Source organism: Providencia lanzhouensis (assembly GCF_050469745.1).
Classification (GTDB): Bacteria; Pseudomonadota; Gammaproteobacteria; order Enterobacterales; family Enterobacteriaceae; genus Providencia; species Providencia lanzhouensis.
The window spans coordinates 3990098-4006783 of record NZ_CP174123.1; the positions used below are offsets into that span (position 1 = coordinate 3990098).

Sequence of the window (16686 nt, forward strand, 5' to 3'; positions counted from 1 at the left end):
AAATCAACTTAATCTCTCATCTCGAAAACACCTTCGGTGTTGTCAGGTTAAGCCTCACGGTTCATTAGTATTGGTTAGCTCAACGTATCGCTACGCTTACACACCCAACCTATCAACGTCTTAGTCTTAAACGTTCCTTCAGGACCCTTAAAGAGTCAGGGAAGACTCATCTCAAGGCAAGTTTCCCGCTTAGATGCTTTCAGCGGTTATCTCTTCCGCACTTAGCTACCGGGCAATGCCATTGGCATGACAACCCGAACACCAGTGGTGCGTCCACTCCGGTCCTCTCGTACTAGGAGCAGCCCCTTTCAATCTTCCAACGCCCACGGCAGATAGGGACCGAACTGTCTCACGACGTTCTAAACCCAGCTCGCGTACCACTTTAAACGGCGAACAGCCGTACCCTTGGGACCTACTTCAGCCCCAGGATGTGATGAGCCGACATCGAGGTGCCAAACACCGCCGTCGATATGAACTCTTGGGCGGTATCAGCCTGTTATCCCCGGAGTACCTTTTATCCGTTGAGCGATGGCCCTTCCATACAGAACCACCGGATCACTAAGACCTACTTTCGTACCTGCTCGAGCCGTCACTCTCGCAGTCAAGCTGGCTTATGCCTTTGCACTAACCGCATGATGTCCGACCATGCTTAGCCAACCTTCGTGCTCCTCCGTTACTCTTTGGGAGGAGACCGCCCCAGTCAAACTACCCACCAGACACTGTCCGCACCCCGGATTACGGGGCTACGTTAGAACATCAAACATTAAAGGGTGGTATTTCAAGGTTGGCTCCACGCAGACTGGCGTCCACGCTTCAAAGCCTCCCACCTATCCTACACATCAAGGCTCAATGTTCAGTGTCAAGCTATAGTAAAGGTTCACGGGGTCTTTCCGTCTTGCCGCGGGTACACTGCATCTTCACAGCGAGTTCAATTTCACTGAGTCTCGGGTGGAGACAGCCTGGCCATCATTACGCCATTCGTGCAGGTCGGAACTTACCCGACAAGGAATTTCGCTACCTTAGGACCGTTATAGTTACGGCCGCCGTTTACTGGGGCTTCGATCAAGAGCTTCTCCTTACGGATAACCCCATCAATTAACCTTCCAGCACCGGGCAGGCGTCACACCGTATACGTCCACTTTCGTGTTTGCACAGTGCTGTGTTTTTAATAAACAGTTGCAGCCAGCTGGTATCTGCGACTGGCTTCAGCTCCATGAGTAAATCACTTCACCTAATGCCAGCGTGCCTTCTCCCGAAGTTACGGCACCATTTTGCCTAGTTCCTTCACCCGAGTTCTCTCAAGCGCCTGAGTATTCTCTACCTGACCACCTGTGTCGGTTTGGGGTACGATTAATGATAATCTAGAGCTTAGAGGCTTTTCCTGGAAGCGGGGTATGAGCTACTTCGCCACCGTAGTGACTCGTCATCAGACCTCAGCATATAGTGAACCGGATTTGCCTAATTCACCTGCCTACATCCTTAAACCGGGACAACCGTCGCCCGGCCAGCCTAACCTTCTCCGTCCCCCCATCGCAATTATCACCAGTACGGGAATATTAACCCGTTTCCCATCGACTACGCATTTCTGCCTCGCCTTAGGGGTCGACTCACCCTGCCCCGATTAACGTTGGACAGGAACCCTTGGTCTTCCGGCGTGCGGGTTTTTCACCCGCATTATCGTTACTTATGTCAGCATTCGCACTTCTGATACCTCCAGCAACCCTCACAGGTCACCTTCACAGGCTTACAGAACGCTCCCCTACCCAACAATATTTACATATCGCTGCCGCAGCTTCGGTGCATAGTTTAGCCCCGTTACATCTTCCGCGCAGGCCGACTCGACCAGTGAGCTATTACGCTTTCTTTAAATGATGGCTGCTTCTAAGCCAACATCCTGGCTGTCTGAGCCTTCCCACTTCGTTTCCCACTTAACTATGACTTTGGGACCTTAGCTGGCGGTCTGGGTTGTTTCCCTCTTCACGACGAACGTTAGCACCCGCCGTGTGTCTCCCGTGATAACATTCTTCGGTATTCGTAGTTTGCATCGAGTTGGTAAGTCGGGATGACCCCCTAGTCGAAACAGTGCTCTACCCCCGAAGATGAGTTCACGAGGCGCTACCTAAATAGCTTTCGGGGAGAACCAGCTATCTCCCGGTTTGATTGGCCTTTCACCCCCAGCCACAAGTCATCCGCTAATTTTTCAACATTAGTCGGTTCGGTCCTCCAGTTAGTGTTACCCAACCTTCAACCTGCCCATGGCTAGATCACCGGGTTTCGGGTCTATACCCTGCAACTCATTCGCCCAGTTAAGACTCGGTTTCCCTACGGCTCCCCTATACGGTTAACCTTGCTACAGAATATAAGTCGCTGACCCATTATACAAAAGGTACGCAGTCACACCATAAAGGTGCTCCCACTGCTTGTACGTACACGGTTTCAGGTTCTATTTCACTCCCCTCGCCGGGGTTCTTTTCGCCTTTCCCTCACGGTACTGGTTCACTATCGGTCAATCAGGAGTATTTAGCCTTGGAGGATGGTCCCCCCATATTCAGACAGGATAACACGTGTCCCGCCCTACTCGTCGAGTTCACAACACCAACACCTTCGGATACGGGGCTATCACCCTTTACTGCCGGCCTTTCCAGACCGTTCTCCTGATGCTAATGCTGATTAAGACTCTGGGCTGCTCCCCGTTCGCTCGCCGCTACTAGGGGAATCTCGGTTGATTTCTTTTCCTCGAGGTACTGAGATGTTTCAGTTCCCTCGGTTCGCTTCGTTTGACTATGTATTCATCAAACGATAGTGCAACGAATTGCACTGGGTTTCCCCATTCGGAAATCGTCGGTTGTAACGGTTCATATCACCTTACCGACGCTTATCGCAGATTAGCACGTCCTTCATCGCCTCTGATTGCCTAGGCATCCACCGTGTACGCTTAGTCGCTTAACCTCACAACCCGAAGGTGTCTTTACCAACTGACCCGACGGTCAATTGAACACATTCAAGTTGAGATTTTTGAGAGACTCTCACATTGTTTAAGCGATAAACAATGTGCGTTGTTTTCAATTTTCAGCTTGTTCCAGATTGTTAAAGAGCATAATTGTTAAACCAACTACAACGTAATTGGCTTAATCATTATTTGTGGGGAACGTCTTTCACTCATTCTCCGCGCAATTGGCGTCCCCTAGGGGATTCGAACCCCTGTTACCGCCGTGAAAGGGCGGTGTCCTAGGCCTCTAGACGAAGGGGACACTACAGTCAGCTTCGCAGACGCGCTTTTTGCTCTACTTTCTATCAGACAATCTGTGTGAGCACTTCACAAAAACACTTCAATGGTAAGGAGGTGATCCAACCGCAGGTTCCCCTACGGTTACCTTGTTACGACTTCACCCCAGTCATGAATCACAAAGTGGTAAGCGCCCTCCCGAAGGTTAAGCTACCTACTTCTTTTGCAACCCACTCCCATGGTGTGACGGGCGGTGTGTACAAGGCCCGGGAACGTATTCACCGTAGCATTCTGATCTACGATTACTAGCGATTCCGACTTCATGGAGTCGAGTTGCAGACTCCAATCCGGACTACGACGTACTTTATGAGTTCCGCTTGCTCTCGCGAGGTCGCTTCTCTTTGTATACGCCATTGTAGCACGTGTGTAGCCCTACTCGTAAGGGCCATGATGACTTGACGTCATCCCCACCTTCCTCCGGTTTATCACCGGCAGTCTCCTTTGAGTTCCCGACCGAATCGCTGGCAACAAAGGATAAGGGTTGCGCTCGTTGCGGGACTTAACCCAACATTTCACAACACGAGCTGACGACAGCCATGCAGCACCTGTCTCAGAGTTCCCGAAGGCACTAAAGCATCTCTGCTAAATTCTCTGGATGTCAAGAGTAGGTAAGGTTCTTCGCGTTGCATCGAATTAAACCACATGCTCCACCGCTTGTGCGGGCCCCCGTCAATTCATTTGAGTTTTAACCTTGCGGCCGTACTCCCCAGGCGGTCGATTTAACGCGTTAGCTCCGGAAGCCACTCCTCTAGGGAACAACCTCCAAATCGACATCGTTTACAGCGTGGACTACCAGGGTATCTAATCCTGTTTGCTCCCCACGCTTTCGCACCTGAGCGTCAGTCTTTGTCCAGGGGGCCGCCTTCGCCACCGGTATTCCTCCACATCTCTACGCATTTCACCGCTACACATGGAATTCTACCCCCCTCTACAAGACTCTAGCTGACCAGTCTTAGATGCCATTCCCAGGTTAAGCCCGGGGATTTCACATCTAACTTAATCAACCGCCTGCGTGCGCTTTACGCCCAGTAATTCCGATTAACGCTTGCACCCTCCGTATTACCGCGGCTGCTGGCACGGAGTTAGCCGGTGCTTCTTCTGTTGGTAACGTCAATCGCTGATGATATTAGCATCAACGCCTTCCTCCCAACTGAAAGTACTTTACAACCCTAAGGCCTTCTTCATACACGCGGCATGGCTGCATCAGGCTTGCGCCCATTGTGCAATATTCCCCACTGCTGCCTCCCGTAGGAGTCTGGGCCGTGTCTCAGTCCCAGTGTGGCTGATCATCCTCTCAGACCAGCTAGGGATCGTCGCCTTGGTGAGCCATTACCTCACCAACTAGCTAATCCCATATGGGTTCATCCGATAGCGCAAGGACCGAAGTTCCCCTGCTTTGCTCCTGAGAGATTATGCGGTATTAGCTACCGTTTCCAGTAGTTATCCCCCTCTATCGGGCAGATCCCCATACATTACTCACCCGTCCGCCGCTCGTCAGCGAGAAGCAAGCTTCCCCTGTTACCGCTCGACTTGCATGTGTTAGGCCTGCCGCCAGCGTTCAATCTGAGCCATGATCAAACTCTTCAATTAAAAAGCTTGATGCTCAAAGAATGTTACTGTCGTTTGATTTCCGAAGAAACCAAATTACCTATTAGTTCATATATATGAATTAACGTGTTAGTCACTCTTCAAGACTTAAAATCAAATATTTTTTTGATAGTGTCCTGTGAGTGCCCACACAGATTGTCTGATAAATTGTTAAAGAGCGGTGCGACATTTCTTGAGAAATTCGACTCAGTTTTTATCAACTTAGGTCGTTGTCGCGAGGTGGCGTATATTACGCTTTCCTCATTGAGAGTCAAGTATTTTTTTACTTAATCTTTTCAGATTCTCTCGCTGCCGATTCAGTGTCCATCGCGCTTTGCGTTGGCTTGTTCCCGGTCAGTGGTGGCGCATTATAGGGAGTCAGAAAAATCTGGCAACCCTTTTTTTGATATTTTTTTTCGTTCGCTCAGCTTTTCAGCGAATTTAGCTTAAATTGCCAGTTTTTGCAGCGATTTGAAGCCTTCTGCCTCAAGAACAGGGCGTAATTCTTGTAAACTGTCATTCATTAATAAGCAGTAAGCGAAGTCTTCTTCATTTGAATCCGTAACTTCAGCCTGATTATTGATGAGCCAAACGGTTCTTCTGGCAATCGCGGCGCCAGAATCAATGAATCGAGTTCCGCTTGGAAGCACTTTTTCTAACTCTTCTACTATAAGAGGGAAATGAGTGCAGCCAAGAATCACCGTATCTGGGGCTTCTTTCATTTTGATCCACGGTTTGACGGCTTGAGCCACTTCATCTAGCGGCAGTATTTCACCATGCAATTTTCTCTCTGCCAGTTGTACGAGTTCCGCTGAACCTAAAGAGATCACTTTACAGTCTGTCGCAAAGCGCTCAATCAGCTCTTTTGTGTATTCACGATTCACCGTACCTCGAGTTGCCAACAAACCAACTACACCATTACGCGTCAGTTTGGTTGCGGGCTTAATCGCCGGAACGACACCGACAATTGGGAAAGCAAAATTTGCTCTTAAGTTAGGTAAGCTCACCGTGCTTGCAGTATTACACGCAATGACGGCAATGGTGAGAGGATGCTTTTTCGCGATGGCATTAACGATTTGATAAACCCTATCAATAATGAACTCTTCACTTTTCTCCCCGTAAGGGAAGGCTTCATTATCGAATGCATATATATAGTGCGCATTCGGGATCAGTTTTTTGACTTCACGATAGACAGATAACCCGCCCACTCCGGAGTCAAACACCAGAATGGTCGGGCGAACAGATAGGTTGTTATCAGAAGTTGTAGCTTCCTGTGAGGAAATATTCTCTTCCAGCGGTGCGATAACCATACGCGGTCTCATAGTCTTTATCGAACATATTAGCTATTTTACCACGAATTGTGAGATGTGAAGTGATTGGATATGCGGCTGTGATATCCCAAAGGCTAACGCCGCCGAGTTTTAATCTTTTATAGTCACCAGTACTAGTGTCATATTGACCGAAGTCTTTATCATATCTAGAGCCAATGTATTGATAAGTTAGCCCCCAATCTACATTGGCAACATTCCAATCTAGTTGATATTTGATCTGTTGCTTAGCTCGACGAATTAAGACTTTATTCGTTTTCTCATCCCTAGGATCGGTATATTGATATGTAAGCTGATGGTGGAATATGCCTGTATCCATATCCCCGTTCCACTCGATACCTTTTATTGTCGCCTCACCAACATTTTGCCATCCCCAATTAGTTTCGGCTTTCGCATCAATAAGATTGGTAATTTCATTCTTATATGCAACTAATTGCCAATTTAAAGGACCTGTGAGCCCTTTCATTCCACCTTCCCATTGCTTGCTTTCTTCTGGCTTTAGGTCTGGATTGCCATATGGCGCTGAAGCATATAGTTGGCTAATGTTTGGTGCTTTATAAGCCGTAGCATAAGAGCCTATTAGCTGATATCCATCAATGAATTCCCATCCAGCACCTGCTTGCCATGTTGTATGCCAGCCAAACTCTGAATGTTTTTCAGACCTTACAGCGCCTTCAATAGTGAAAGCAGAGATTGCTTGCTGAGACGTTAAATAGATTCCAGTATTATTGATTGATTCATTGTTTGGTAATGAAGATGTTCCCGCTTCAATGGTTTGCTTTTGATAATCAATGCCAGCCGAAACTGTACCATTTTCAAATTGGTAATTATTTCCCCATTGAACGTTATACTGTTTCGAATCATCAACACGAGAACCTTTACCGTATTTTCCATATCTTGGGTCATAGTTATAATCTTTAACGTGACTATAACTGCCCATTAATGAAGTAGAGTATTTCTCCTGATGATATTTAACACCAGTTTCATAGGTACGGCTATATAGCTTGCGGGTATCAGCCAAAATACCAGCAAACTCAGAGGCATCATAATTTGTTCGATTATCGTACCCATAAGCTCTGGCATAAGCTAAAACATCTGGAGTAAATTGATGTTCCACACCTAGCCATAATGTTTTATTAAGAAAACCATCCTTGTCTGGCTGGGGATGTCCTCCTGTATTTCCTCTTGCCTCTACATCAAACCCTTTTGTATATGTATAAGCCGCCGCGCCCGTAACGGTTGTATTCTCACCAATTTTTTGTTGCGTTGAACCGTTATAGTTTTGATAGCCATAAGAACCAATTCCAGCATTCAGTGTGGTTCCTTCATTATTACGGCGAGTAATAATGTTAATCACACCACCCACTGCATCAGAGCCATAAACTGCTGAACGTGCGCCACGAATATATTCAATACGCTGCACTAGCGAGATTGGAATTTGGCTCATATCTGAAGAACCAGAAATCCCTGCTTGATTAAGACGAACACCATCAATTAAAACCAAAACATGGCGTGATTCTGTTCCTCTAATAAAGAGGGAACTTTGTTGCCCTATTCCACCATTTTGTGCAACATCCACACCCGGCAGGCGTCTCAATACATCAATCACGGTATTTGACTGCCAATGATCAATATCTTCACGGGTCACTACAGTGACTGGCGCTAATATAGAAGAGATAGGTTGCTCGAAACGGTTAGCAGACACCACCATTTCATCTGACGAATTAGAGCTTGCACTTGCCAAAGAGGAAATACCGCACAACACTGCCAGAGCTGCCACCGAAAGCGATAGCGACTTGTTATTATTCATTATGTTTACACTCGGAAAATCAATTAAATTAACATTCCGCGACGCCGAAAATCAGATCCGCGCTGAGATTCAACAAAGCGATAAGAAGTGTGGTAGGTATCGGACTTATAAAGTGACAAGTTGGGTTTCTATATATGAAGCGATATATAAAATAAAAATTCGACCTGTTATATCCCCTAAATAATTCAAGCTGCATGTAGGTGGCAAGCGAAGATATTCCTAGGAGCATACTGAAGTATGTGACTAGGATAGCTGAGCGATGCCAACACCCATGTAGTTTGAAGAATGACGGGAATACCTTAATTACCGTTGCGCGTCAGCTTTGGACTCTCACCAAATTCCCTAAAACCACGAACTATTATCCTAAGTTGAATAGTTGTCAGTGTCCATGAATCGATAATGAAAACTGGACATCTTCGCTGCTTGCCCTACAATTTCGCCCCTGATGTGAATTTTGACTGTTTTATGGGGCCATATGATGCAAAACACCTTGCACACCGAAGATTACGAACTGCAACTTGCAGAGAAAGTTGACCGTCTGAAGAGTTTGATGGCCCCTTATGCTGCGCCTGAACCTGAAATTTATTCATCTCCAACTTCCCATTATCGGATGCGTGCAGAATTTAGAATTTGGCACGAAGGTGATGACCTATTTCATATTATGTTTGATAAAGAGACCAAAGAACGCATTCGAATTGAGTCATTTCCAGTTGCTAGCCAGCTAATCAACGACATGATGGCTGAACTTCTGCCTTTATTAAAACGCACTGAACTACTGCGCCATAAATTATTCCAGATAGATTACTTATCGACGCTGAGTAATAAGCTGATTGTTTCTCTGCTTTATCATAAAAAATTAGGTGATGAATGGACGGGACAAGCCAAACAATTGAAAGCGGATTTAACCGCGAAAGGCTTTGATGTTCAAATTATTGGTCGCGCCTCTAAAACTAAAATTATGCTCGACCACGATTATGTTGATGAAGTTTTACCTGTAAAAGGGAAAAACATGATTTATCGCCAGGTGGAAAATAGCTTCACACAGCCAAACGCACAGGTGAATATTAAAATGTTAGAGTGGGCGATTGATGCGACTCAACATTCAACTGGCGATTTATTAGAGCTATATTGTGGTAATGGCAACTTTTCACTGGCGCTGGCTCAAAACTTCAATCGTGTTTTAGCAACTGAAATTGCCAAGCCTTCCGTGCATGCGGCGCAATACAATATAGAAGCTAACAAAATAGATAATGTGCAGATTATCCGAATGTCTGCGGAAGATTTTACTCAAGCCATGAATGGCGTTCGTGAGTTTAATCGTTTAGAAGGGATTAATTTAGCGGATTACCAGTGCAATACTATTTTTGTCGACCCACCACGCAGTGGCCTGGATGACAAAACTGTTCAGCTGGTTCAAGAATATGACCATATTCTGTATATCTCCTGTAACCCTGAAACGCTGTGCGATAATTTAGCGGAACTCACCAAAACCCATAAAGTCGAAAAACTGGCTTTATTTGACCAATTCCCATATACCCATCATATGGAAAGTGGTGTGTTACTCACTCGACGCTAATACTCTCTATAAATTATTCCCTATAATTATCCATAAAAAAACGCCGCACTATTATGTTGCGGCGTTTCTTTTTATTCAAAACTGATATTAATGTTCAGTTTCGCTTTCGAGAGCTTGTTCGTGTAGCTCTTTTTTACGTGCTTTCCAACTGGTGTACATCCACAATGCAATAATGACGATCACCGTGGCCGGGATAAAGTTAGAACCGACATCAGGATGTTGGACGCGTAAAATCGCTGCGTAGCCAAACATGCCTAAGAAAAAGCTGCCGGCGACAAATTTTGGTAATCCCATTGGCATGGCTTGATTTAAATAACGCTGGTGTAAGCAGTAAACAGCCAAAATTAATGTGACGATTGGGAAGATAGAAAATTCCACAAGGGAATTAAACAGGGTAGAGAACGTTCCGTGAGTCGATAAGCCAATTACTAAAGATAGCAGTAATGTGCTCCTCTCATAATTCTTGTGTTCCGTCATTGTCTCTCCTTTACTCTTTGGTTAAGTCAGGGTCTGTATCATTTTGTTTTTCTTGCTCGCGGCGGTACCAGTAATAAGCGCCTTTGGCTATCATACGTAGTTGCAACACTAACCGCTCTTCGAGGCGTCGACGTTTTTCTTCATCAATATCAAGCGCTTCAGCACCCGCACTAAACACGATAGTGACCATGGCTTCGGCTTGCATTTCAGTGAAATAACGCGGCGTACGATTTTCTAATTCAAGATAATCCGCTAATTCTGCAATAAAATGTTGGATTTCTCGTGCGACCGCAGCACGAAATTCAGCAGAAGTTCCTGAGCGCTCACGCAATAGTAACCTAAACGCGTTAGGGTTATTACCAATAAACTCCATAAAAGTGGAGACTGATGTGCGGATCACACTCCCGCCTTTTGCAATACGTTGGCGCGCTTGTCTCATCAGTTGGCGTAGCATCAAACCGCTTTCATCAACCATGGTTAACCCAAGCTCATCAACATCTTTGAAGTGACGGTAAAACGAAGTTGGTGCGATGCCCGCTTCACGAGCTACTTCCCGTAAGCTGAGGCTAGTAAAACTACGTTCTGCACTTAATTGGCTAAATGCCGCTTCCACGAGTGAACGACGAGTTTTTTCTTTTTGTTTTGCTCTAACGCCAATAGTGTTGCTCACGATTTTCCTAATTTTCTACAATTAAAACGCCGCGAATAGATCAAAATATCACTTTTGAATACGCCCATCCGTTAAGCATACCTGAAAATTATTAATCTAGTTTAATGAAAAGATGACTCTCCCATCAATTTCGCCATTTTCAGAATTTCACCCAGCTTCATTTTTTTCTAGGCTGTGTCTTTTATCGACTTTTTTCCTATAAACTTTTTATATACTTTGCACCTCTTTATTTTTATCTACTTCCTATACTTATTTGTCTTTAGGATTTCGAATTGAGACAAGATGGCAAACGAATGTTACTATCACAACGTCCCTAGAATTAAAACAGGCTTACCTCATGCAACAACATACCCATTTTGATGCAATTGTCATTGGTTCCGGTCCTGGTGGTGAAGGTGCCGCTATGGGGCTGGTTAAACAAGGAAAAAACGTTGCTGTTATAGAACGTTATAACAGTGTCGGCGGCGGCTGTACCCACTGGGGTACGATTCCCTCTAAAGCCCTTCGTCATGCTGTTAGTCGCATTATCGAATTTAATCAAAACCCTCTATATAGTGATAATTCCCGCAGTTTACGCTCCTCGTTTTCTGAAATTCTTACTCATGCCGAAACCGTGATAAGTCAGCAAACTCGCATGCGTGAAGGGTTTTATGAACGCAATGGTTGCCAAATGTTTTCTGGTGAAGCAACTTTTGTTGATGATCAGCATGTTAGCGTGCGCTATGCAGATGGAAGTTGTGATGTCCTAAGTGCAGATAAAATTATCATTGCGACTGGATCACGTCCTTATTGCCCGCCTGATGTTGATTTTACCCACTCCCGAATTTATAACAGCGATACCATTCTCAGCCTTTCCCACGAACCTCGCCATGTGATTATTTATGGTGCGGGTGTGATTGGTTGTGAGTACGCATCCATATTTCGTGGGTTAGGGGTCAAAGTCGATTTGATCAACACCCGCGATCATTTATTGGCATTCCTTGATCAAGAGATGTCTGATGCGTTGTCTTATCATTTCTGGAATAGTGGCGTGGTTATTCGTCACAACGAAGAATATGAAAAGATTGAAGGTTTAGATGATGGCGTTATTGTTCATCTTAAATCGGGCAAAAAAGTGAAAGCGGATTGCTTACTGTTCGCGAACGGCCGTACTGGTAATACTGATAATATCGGTCTGGCGAATGTGGGAATCGAAGCGGATGGTCGCGGCTTAGTTAAAGTTGACCATGCTTATCGCACAAGTAATGAGCACATCTATGCTGTTGGTGATGTGATTGGCTATCCAAGCCTAGCTTCTGCGGCTTATGATCAAGGACGTATTGCGGCTCGCGCAATTACCTCTGGTTTAGGTAATGCCCATTTAGTTGAAGATATTCCGACGGGTATTTATACCATTCCAGAAATTAGTTCTGTGGGTAAAACAGAACAAGAATTGACGGCAATGAAAGTCCCTTATGAAGTCGGTCGTGCTCAGTTTAAACATTTAGCACGAGCACAGATTGCGGGCATGAATGTGGGTAGTTTGAAAATTCTCTTCCATAGAGAAACACTTCAAATTTTAGGTATTCACTGTTTCGGTGAGAGAGCGGCTGAGATTATTCATATCGGCCAAGCGATTATGGAACAAAAAGGTGAAGGGAATACCATCGAATACTTCATTAATACTACATTTAACTATCCAACCATGGCAGAAGCGTTCCGAGTTGCTGCATTGAATGGTCTAAATCGACTGTTTTAGTCAATCTCTACGCTTTACACTGAATGATTGGCTTTAGAATAAGTGATTGCAGGTTCATCCCCGCAATCACTTTTTTGCTTTTATAGCTTACTTTTTATTTCTGTAGTACTTATCCATCGAGCTGTAAATTGTTTCAGCAAGCTGCTCATAGCGTCCACGCAATGGAGAGCCCGGACGGTAAACTAATACAATTCGGCGTTTTGGCTCAGGTTCGATACAGTTCAAGTAACAAACGCCATCCCGACAAGCCTCATGAGGTACAGCCAAATCAGGCAGCAATGTAATTCCGCTACCCGCTGCTACCATGTTTCTCAGCGTTTCTAAGCTCGTTGCTCTAAAATGAGTATCTTCTTTTGCCCCGGCTTGGAAACAGAATCCCATCGCTTGATCACGTAAACAGTGGCCATCTTCCAACATCAATAACTTCTCACCCGCTAATTCCCCCATTTCAACCGTGTCACGGTCATGCCATGGGTGATTTTCATAAATCGCGAGTTTCATTGGCTCTTCAAATAATGGCACCACAATAAATGGCTCGGTTTCTTTGACTTCTGCCAGGATGGCGCAATCCAACTTACCACTATCTAACTGAGCTAATAATTGCTGAGTCTGTGCTTCGTGCAAGTAAATTTCTAGTTTAGGGTGCACACGATGTAATTCAGGAATAATGTGCGGAAGTAAGTAAGGTGCAACCGTTGGGATCAGCCCTATATGTAAAGGCCCCGACATACTTTCACCTTGTAAAGCTGCCATTTCTTGTAGAACTTTTATCTCTCTTAAGATCGTTCTTGCCTGCTCAACGAGCAATAAACCTTGTTGAGTAAAAAGCACTTTTCGGCTGGTTCTTTCTAATAGCATCACGCCGAGCTCTTCTTCAAGCTTACGAATTTGACCGCTCAGCGTAGGCTGACTTACATGGCAAGAATCCGCAGCACGTCTAAAGTGCTTGTGCTCAGCAAGTGCAACTAGGTACTCCAGATCACGAATATTCATCCGCCTTTTTCCTCTCGTTATGCCTGACTATATAGATAATACCAATCATTATAAAGAATAGATAATATTTCATCTATCAATAAAATTAAAAAACACCCTTGCCTTTTTAGGATTTATCTCATGTGAAAATGAAACAAATTGTAAGAATAAGAAAATAAATATATTTCTATAATTTAATTGAGAAAAATAGTACCGAACAGAAGTATCAAACAATATTACTCTTATTTAGAGTAATATTATCCAAATTAAATCACTAAATATTACTATTTTAAAATAAATAGTTACTTAACCTAAATTTAACAATGACATAAAAATAGTACAATAATGCAAATTGATACAGAAAATAGCGCTTCGTTCCAATAAATTGAACGGCCATTAATATCCATAAAGGTAAATTACACTATTGCTCTTAGATATGATAACAATCGTTATTAACTTATTGTTTTTCCAGTAATATTTAATAATATTTCGAACGTTGAATTTCGAATCATTTAGACAAATAATTACTGTAATCAAACGCAAAATAAATAACGCCAACGTAAAAATTGGCAGCTTAACTCGTAGTCAGACACCTTTTAGACATTTAGATAAGTTAATTAAGGTAAGAAGAAAAAACGTGATAAGCATTGTGAGCATTGGATTCCGCTACAAAAGACATTAAGTCACTTTAAAACTAAGGAATGTTCAATACAGATGATATCAAATGTAAAACGCATATTGTTTATCATGAAAGTACGGAATATTGATACTTAGCCATCTAGATAATTTCTCTTATATTTCTATATAGAATGATTATCAAAAACCCTCTAAAAAATGACAATAACGAATGGCTCAAAACACACTAATGGAACTTAATACCCAAAAATAAGGTAATAACAATTATAAAGAACATAGCTTTATTAAGTATTACCCCATAGTAATGAAACATTTTGTTATATTCTCTTTCATATCTAATTAAAGTTTGTAAATACATATAAAAGAATATATTAAAGTGATCTGCATAGATTTTGATATATATTATCAATCACTCAATGAATGAGTGCATGCAAATCTCATAAATTGATTTTTTCATTCAAAAATATCTAATAAGAAGGTTTTTTACACCATAATTATAAACTAAATGGTGATTAGATAGTTTTTTATGGGTGAGCACTTTTACTTATACTATATTTAACTTATCCCATATTGTTTAATTTAATTTTAAAATTTCCATACATTTGATTTTCAATATTTACACCTTAATCGAGTTATTTGAATTATTATATGCTCCATCAAATAGCACGAGGTAATTGAAAAAATAAAAGTAGCCAATATATACCTTACGCAATACCGAATTTATTAAATTAATACACTTAAACAAATTGATTAAACACAAATCAGTTAGGGGATCCTATTATGAAAAATTTAACATCAATCGCTAAAAAAACCTTCTCTCGCGCAGTCATGACATTATTACTCGTTCCGGCTTTTAGCGCAGTTAATGCCTATGCAGAAAACAGCGAACATAACGGTACCATCCAATTTACAGGCTCAATTGTCTATGCCTCTTGCTTGAATGAAGTAAATAATAATAATGTCACTTTAAATTGTTTAAACGACAATGACGATATGGTTGCCAATAGCATTGACCTGAAAAAATTAGTAAAAACTCAAGGTTGGAAAGTCTTGAATGGCGGTCGAAGTGTCTATTCTTATGATTGGCTGAATGAAGACAAACAGATGGGTATGTTAACAATTAAATATAGTTAAGATTAAACGTTATGGAAATTGGGGTAGCCATGCTACCCCCCATTTTTTACTACATTTTCTTTATTTACATCTTCAAGCGAGTTTTCGCATCTACAATGGCTTTTGCTACCTGCTTTTGAGATACCCCACCTTTTGCTAATCGCTTATCAAGACAAGACTGCAGAGATAAAATCTCATACACATCCAGTTGGATAGTTGCACTGAATTTTTGCAAATCACTTAATGCCATTTCTTCTAATGCTTTCCCCTGCGCTATCGCAGCCACAACAGCTTCACCCACAATATGGTGAGCTTCACGGAATGGAACGCCTTTTGCGACTAAATAATCAGCCAGCTCGGTCGCATTTGCATAGCCTTGTTTTGCTGCATCTTCACAACGAGGACGACGAATTTGAATACCATCCAGAACAAGTACCGCCATATGCATACAATCTAACCACGTATCAAGGGCATCGAATAACCCTTCTTTGTCTTCTTGCATATCTTTGTTGTAGGCAAGCGGTAATCCTTTCAGTGTCATCATCATGCCGGTTAATGCCCCTTGAACACGGCCACATTTACCACGAATTAGCTCCAATGCATCAGGATTTTTCTTTTGCGGCATCAGCGACGAACCTGAAGTCACTTTATCCGATAACTCTACAAACCCGGCTTCGCCACTATTGAAGAAAATCAAATCTTCAGCAAAACGTGATAAGTGCACCATACCGATACTTGCGTCGGATAACAGCTCTAACACATGGTCTCTATCAGAAACTGTATCTAAACTGTTACGCGTTGCGGAGGAAAAACCTAACCATGATGCCAATTGCTCGCGGTCAATATCATAGGCTGTACCCGCCAGCGCCCCGCACCCTAATGGGCTGACATCTAAACGTTTTAAAGTATCTTGCAAACGACTTTCATCACGAGACAACATTTCGCAATACGCTAAACACCAATGAGCGAATGTCACTGGCTGGGCACGTTGTAAGTGGGTATAGCCTGGCATCACGGCATCTTGGTTATGTTCAGCAGTGATGACCAGCGCTTTTTGTAACTCAGTCACAGCTTCTAATAACAGCGCCACTTGGCCTTTACACCACAGTTTTAAATCTGTCGCAACTTGGTCATTACGGCTACGACCTGTGTGCAGTTTTTTCCCTAAATCACCGACCTTATCAATCAGTTTACCTTCGACCCAGCTATGGATATCTTCGGCGTCGCTTTGCAAGATAATCTCAGGCTCGGCTTGCACTTCAGCCAATAGCGCATTGAGTGCTTGCTCGAGAGATTTTTGCTCGCTATCAGACAGCACGCCAACTGTGACCAACGCTTTTGACCATGCCACAGAGCCAATAATATCCTGCTCAGCTAAGCGATAATCAAAACGCAGTGAATCATTGAATTGTTTAAACCGTTGATCTGCCTGCTGACTAAAACGTCCACCCCAAAGTGCCATAACGAGTCCCTACCTGATTGATAAAATAAGT

9 protein-coding genes, 1 tRNA gene and 2 rRNA genes are annotated in these 16686 nt (G+C 43.4%); 3 read left to right on the forward strand and 9 right to left on the reverse strand.

Features of this window, described 5'->3' with window-relative positions; all coding sequences use genetic code 11:
• Positions 1 to 43: 43 nt before the first annotated feature.
• The 5 genes from ACIH2S_RS18765 to btuB form a co-directional block, all read right to left on the reverse strand.
• Positions 44 to 2949: ribosomal RNA gene (locus tag ACIH2S_RS18765) — 23S ribosomal RNA — on the reverse strand.
• Positions 2950 to 3175: 226 nt separating this feature from the next.
• Positions 3176 to 3251, reverse strand: a tRNA-Glu gene (locus ACIH2S_RS18770).
• A gap of 85 nt (positions 3252 to 3336) precedes the next feature.
• A 16S ribosomal RNA gene (locus tag ACIH2S_RS18775) occupies positions 3337 to 4876 on the reverse strand.
• Together the 16S and 23S rRNA genes with 1 tRNA gene alongside form the textbook arrangement of a ribosomal RNA operon.
• A gap of 443 nt (positions 4877 to 5319) precedes the next feature.
• Positions 5320 to 6183, reverse strand: coding sequence for a glutamate racemase (gene murI / locus ACIH2S_RS18780; RefSeq protein WP_108479189.1), 864 nt, complete (start codon positions 6181 to 6183; stop codon positions 5320 to 5322).
• Entirely contained in the window at positions 6128 to 8011 is a 1884-nt protein-coding gene (btuB, locus tag ACIH2S_RS18785) for a TonB-dependent vitamin B12 receptor BtuB (protein ID WP_108479188.1), read from the reverse strand. Before btuB ends, murI begins: the two co-directional genes overlap by 56 nt.
• A 478-nt stretch (positions 8012 to 8489) precedes the next feature.
• Between btuB and trmA the strand changes: the two genes are divergently transcribed.
• Positions 8490 to 9587: a tRNA (uridine(54)-C5)-methyltransferase TrmA gene (gene trmA, locus ACIH2S_RS18790; RefSeq protein ID WP_036950906.1), complete on the forward strand. Its 1098-nt coding sequence runs from the start codon at positions 8490 to 8492 to the stop codon at positions 9585 to 9587.
• Positions 9588 to 9674: 87 nt separating this feature from the next.
• Here the strand turns inward: trmA and ACIH2S_RS18795 are convergent, their stop codons facing one another.
• Positions 9675 to 10064, reverse strand: a complete 390-nt coding sequence (locus ACIH2S_RS18795; RefSeq protein ID WP_036950904.1) for a YijD family membrane protein — start codon at positions 10062 to 10064, stop codon at positions 9675 to 9677.
• A gap of 10 nt (positions 10065 to 10074) precedes the next feature.
• Positions 10075 to 10734 carry an HTH-type transcriptional repressor FabR gene (fabR, locus tag ACIH2S_RS18800; RefSeq protein WP_036950902.1) on the reverse strand — a complete coding sequence of 220 codons (660 nt, stop codon included), beginning with the start codon at positions 10732 to 10734 and terminating at the stop codon, positions 10075 to 10077.
• Positions 10735 to 11071: 337 nt separating this feature from the next.
• Between fabR and sthA the strand changes: the two genes are divergently transcribed.
• The gene (gene sthA, locus ACIH2S_RS18805; protein ID WP_036950900.1) at positions 11072 to 12472 is read left to right on the forward strand and encodes a Si-specific NAD(P)(+) transhydrogenase; all 1401 of its coding nucleotides are present in this window, start codon (positions 11072 to 11074) and stop codon (positions 12470 to 12472) included.
• Between the two features lie 87 nt (positions 12473 to 12559).
• Here sthA and oxyR read toward each other — a convergent pair whose 3' ends face one another.
• Complete coding sequence (gene oxyR, locus ACIH2S_RS18810; RefSeq protein WP_036950898.1) at positions 12560 to 13465, reverse strand: DNA-binding transcriptional regulator OxyR; 906 nt, start codon at positions 13463 to 13465, stop codon at positions 12560 to 12562.
• 1395 nt (positions 13466 to 14860) lie between these two features.
• Between oxyR and ACIH2S_RS18815 the strand changes: the two genes are divergently transcribed.
• Positions 14861 to 15214: a hypothetical protein gene (locus ACIH2S_RS18815; RefSeq protein ID WP_108479187.1), complete on the forward strand. Its 354-nt coding sequence runs from the start codon at positions 14861 to 14863 to the stop codon at positions 15212 to 15214.
• A gap of 64 nt (positions 15215 to 15278) precedes the next feature.
• Here ACIH2S_RS18815 and argH read toward each other — a convergent pair whose 3' ends face one another.
• A complete protein-coding gene (gene argH / locus ACIH2S_RS18820) occupies positions 15279 to 16655 on the reverse strand; it encodes an argininosuccinate lyase (RefSeq protein ID WP_036950894.1) in 1377 nt (458 codons plus the stop codon).
• Positions 16656 to 16686: the final 31 nt, after the last annotated feature.